This window comes from Vibrio sp. R-1 (genome assembly GCF_035615595.1).
In the GTDB taxonomy this organism is placed as follows: domain Bacteria; phylum Pseudomonadota; class Gammaproteobacteria; order Enterobacterales; family Vibrionaceae; genus Vibrio; species Vibrio cholerae.
Map to the genome: position 1 here is coordinate 1 of NZ_WPDC01000151.1, position 3,867 is coordinate 3,867.

Consider the following 3,867-nt stretch of genomic DNA (forward strand, 5'->3'; position numbering starts at 1 on the left):
ATCTCTTCACGTGAGCCGATCGTAGCGCCGGCTGCGGTATAAGCGGCATCATCGAAACTGGCAAGCGCTCCGGCTTTTGATTCGATACAAACCTCAAATCCTAATTTAATAAGCTGTTCTACCGATGAGGGAGAAGCAGCGACTCGTGTTTCACCAGCGAGTTGTTCTCTTGGTACACCAATTTGCATAGCGGTTCCTTGACTATTGGCACAATGATTATCTGTTTTTATCGGACGATGACATGAACTGCAAGCTGTTTGTAATTCAATTACGAAGCTTGGTTACTTTTAATGCCAAGTTGAGACTGATTGTGTGAAGTCTGTTAGATAATTACAACGGATTTCACACAAAACAGAGGTCAAACCAGTTGTAATTATCTTTTATAAAAACAGAGAGTTAGATTATGCCAGTATTGAAAAGAGCCTAAGCATAGCCTCTGGCATAAGTGATATTCATGATATTTATCAATATCTGGGTGTGTTAGGAAAAGATTTGGCCGGACATTTGGTCGATAAATAGCTGCGCTTTCTTGAGCATCAACTCTTCCGCATCCGCTTTATTAGAAACCAAATCAGAGCGAATAAAACGATGGGTTTTCAACTCACCATTGATTTCTTGTGTGATTCGACCTGCAACCCGAAACTGTCCGTTTTCAGAAATGGGCTCTTGATAGATCATAAAACCTTTATATTCGATGGGTTCAACCTGAACCGGCTCTTGCTGCTTTGGCTTACCAAAAAGGCGCGAAAATAATCCCACTTTGATTCCTTACTTATGGTGCTGAACTTGGTTGACGATCGGAGTTTCAAACCACTCCAATTCGGCATCATCATCAAAACGTGCATGTGTGAAAATCACGGGCACATCACTGTCTCTATTACGACGCCGATCATTAACTATCATGGATTCAGCAGCTTGAACAGCGATCAGAGCATGATCTTTAAGAATAACCAGTTTGGCCTCTGGCAATGCAGAAAGAAAATCGATGTCATGGCGAATATAGATAGGTCGTAATTGGCACAAAGCCAAGCAGGCCAAATCAGCGAGCTGATCTTGGTCGTAAGTCTCTGAGTATTCAGGTTGCCCAAGCACTTGGCCAACCAGAGTTTCCATATAATTATGAACATCTTCGCTCAATTGCATCTTGTTTCTCCTGCTAAACCGTCAAAACACTACGTTTCATTGCACTTTTCATCGATAGTGACCTTGTTACTTGAAGCTGCGTCAGGGTCGGCAAGCTACAATGACAAGCTGCAACGGCAAGTAGCTTGTCATTGTAGATTCTGCACGACGCCATGAGATCACTGTAGCCGAATCTACCAAACTTTATCTTTAATCAAGCCTATACTTGTCACAATATACTTACGCAATAAGCATAGTTTTCATCACTGAACTTGAGTAAAAAGCTTGGAAATTCACGAAATCAAAGTATCCTTGGTTACAATTTTTAATTGTAGAATTATCATTAATTCAATGTAGAACCTCAGGAATTCATGTCTTCTAGCTTTGTTACTTCACCTTGGTTCCGTTTCGGTTTTCCTCTATTGCTGCTGGTAGCCATTTGGCTAGGCTTGAGCAATGTGGTACTGGTGATAAAGTCTAACTTAGGCATGGCGGTCAACCTCCCCTACATTCTCTTTTTGATTGCGCTAACCGTTGCTCACATTTTTAAACAAAGCAGAATCGCCATGGTAGCGATGACGATGTTACTGGCTTACTGGTTGATCCAAATTCGACTTCAAACGCCTTTAACCGTCAATTCCACCATGCTTGAACTCATTATGCTGAGCTTGCTTTTGCCTGTGGCCTGTTTTTTACCTTACGCCTACAAGAATGCTGGATTATTCAGCAAATCCTTCCTCAGTTACTTGGCTATTTTATTGCTGTTCATCTTTTGGGCTTGGCTGACCCAGCTACACATAGGTGAAACAGACCATTCCAGCCTCACCGAGGGAATATTTTTCGTTGTACCGCAAATTTCTCGCTTACCCTTGGTGGTTGTTGCCTATCTTGTCGCACTCGCAGGTATTGCTGCTATCTCGGTATTAACGCGCAATCAAATTCTTGATGTTGTGGTTTATAGTTCGATTGTATTGAGCATGAATGCGTTTGTGCTGTTTCATGTGCCTTATATTTCCACCATCATGTTTACCTTATCTGGGCTGCTTATTCTGGTTTACCTCATTTCCGCGGGCTATGAGATGGCATTTAACGATCCACTCACCCAAATTCCTGGTCGGCAAGCGCTTGATCAGGATTTAAAACATATAGGTCGAAAATTTACCCTCGCTATGCTCGATGTCGACCATTTCAAGAAGTTTAACGATACTTACGGGCATGATACGGGGGACGATGTATTAAAACTGGTTGCCTCTCGATTACGTGAAATCAACGGTAAAGCACGAGTTTACCGCTATGGTGGTGAGGAGTTCTCGATTATTTACAAAGGAAAATTGGCAAAGGAGGTTTTGCCTTTCATCGAGGCCTTACGGCAGGATATTGAGTCCTACGAGTTGGTGATTCGTGACACCAACCAGCGCCCGAAAAGTCATGCTGAAGGTGCAAAAAAACGCAGCCGAAAAAGTAACAGTGACATTGTCACTATTACCATCAGCATTGGCGTGTGTGATTCTGAGCTGTACCGTCATCCTATTGAGGCACTCAAAGCCGCGGATGGAGCACTTTATAAAGCGAAGCAAGCTGGGCGCAATTGTGTCAAAGTCGCTAGTTAATCTTGGTTGAAAAACAGCACAATGCTCCCGCCCTTGAATGCACTACCATAGTTAAACGTCAGTCCTAAACCAATATTGTCAACGAGTTCTATCTCAAAAGGCGGCGTCATTAACCAACCAAAACTCGCCTCATAATAATTGGATGTCCCTAACGGCTCTTGTGGTGTACTACCCACATCAACTCGCTTAATACTGCCATAAATTGATTGAACGGAACGGCCAAGCTGAGTGAAGTCATAAATCCCCGTTAACGTGTTGGCGATATACCACCCTTCTGGATTACCCACTTCACCATTATTGGCTTTACCCCAACCATAGCCACCAAAATAGTGCCATGCCGATGAGGCCTTCCATCGACCCCAGCTTTTTTCTTCTTCGTACTGAATCTTAAGATTTGTCTCGACCAAGTTTGCCCAAGCATAAGTGTTAACCAGTAACCCATCTAATGGCGAGAAGAGCATTTTAAATTGGGGGTTGTTATAGGTCACTGTGTTGCGGTAATAGAGTAGATGCGTTCCGATGGCCGGCGTCAAAGTCCAGTGATCGGTTAGTCGATATTGATAACGATAAAACATCGCCCCGCCCAGCACCGATTGACGATAGCGCTCCGTTTCCCCGGGTATATTTGTAATACGCAGTTCATCATCAATCACTGAAGCGGAAAGACGAAAGAAAAGCTGATGCTGGTGATATGCCTCTTCCTCACTTAAAGCAAGCGTGATAGGGAGCGTACTCGATTTATATTTCTTGCGGTTTTCAATCGATTCAGGTGTACCCAAATTGTCATTGTCGGTTTTAAACCAATCGTTAGGATCAAAATTGTTGAACCCTGCAGTAAAAACATCACTATCCGACAAAACCACACTTGATGAAAAAGCTTGCTCAAGATGTTCTTGAATAAAATCATAGCTTTTTGCCGTTGCAGAAAACGACATCACAAGTAAACATCCAAAGCTTAGGCGTAAGGGTAACTTCATCAAATCTTGGTTCTCATGTTACGGTCGGGCTGTAAATAATAATCGACTTAACCGACATAAGGTACTGTTTACGGGAATTATTCCAGCCACAGTTGTAATGCTGCACCATCACTGCGAGGATCGCTTGCGACTTCAAGGCTGGCATCCGTACCAACAAC

General features: G+C 43.1%; 4 protein-coding genes and 1 pseudogene. 1 reads left to right on the forward strand and 4 read right to left on the reverse strand.

Annotated features, from left to right (window positions below):
• From pntA to GOU96_RS17055, 3 genes and pseudogenes are all read right to left on the reverse strand, one after another.
• Positions 1–188, reverse strand: a pseudogene (gene pntA, locus GOU96_RS17045) (NAD(P)(+) transhydrogenase (Re/Si-specific) subunit alpha); the annotation flags it as partial.
• A 292-nt stretch (positions 189–480) separates the two neighbouring features.
• Positions 481–759: an HlyU family transcriptional regulator gene (locus GOU96_RS17050; RefSeq protein ID WP_000522485.1), complete on the reverse strand. Its 279-nt coding sequence runs from the start codon at positions 757–759 to the stop codon at positions 481–483.
• Between the two features lie 9 nt (positions 760–768).
• Positions 769–1,143, reverse strand: a complete 375-nt coding sequence (locus GOU96_RS17055; protein WP_001177156.1) for a late competence development ComFB family protein — start codon at positions 1,141–1,143, stop codon at positions 769–771.
• 467 nt (positions 1,144–1,610) lie between these two features.
• Here GOU96_RS17055 and GOU96_RS17060 point away from each other — a divergent pair, with 467 nt between their 5' ends.
• On the forward strand, positions 1,611–2,732 hold the full coding sequence (locus tag GOU96_RS17060) for a GGDEF domain-containing protein (RefSeq protein WP_114788545.1): 1,122 nt from the start codon (positions 1,611–1,613) through the stop codon (positions 2,730–2,732).
• Here GOU96_RS17060 and GOU96_RS17065 read toward each other — a convergent pair.
• Positions 2,729–3,709: a Solitary outer membrane autotransporter beta-barrel domain gene (locus GOU96_RS17065; RefSeq protein WP_174499766.1), complete on the reverse strand. Its 981-nt coding sequence runs from the start codon at positions 3,707–3,709 to the stop codon at positions 2,729–2,731. The genes GOU96_RS17060 and GOU96_RS17065 overlap by 4 nt on opposite strands.
• Positions 3,710–3,867 lie beyond the last annotated feature (158 nt).

What these genes read in the sequence shown, in the direction of transcription:
- GOU96_RS17060 (WP_114788545.1), top strand. Translation starts at nt 1,611, where the DNA reads ATGGCGGTCAACCTCCCCTACATTCTCTTTTTGATTGCGCTAACCGTT.
- GOU96_RS17065 (WP_174499766.1), bottom strand. Translation starts at nt 3,709, where the DNA reads ATGAAGTTACCCTTACGCCTAAGCTTTGGATGTTTACTTGTGATGTCG.
- GOU96_RS17055 (WP_001177156.1), bottom strand. Translation starts at nt 1,143, where the DNA reads ATGCAATTGAGCGAAGATGTTCATAATTATATGGAAACTCTGGTTGGC.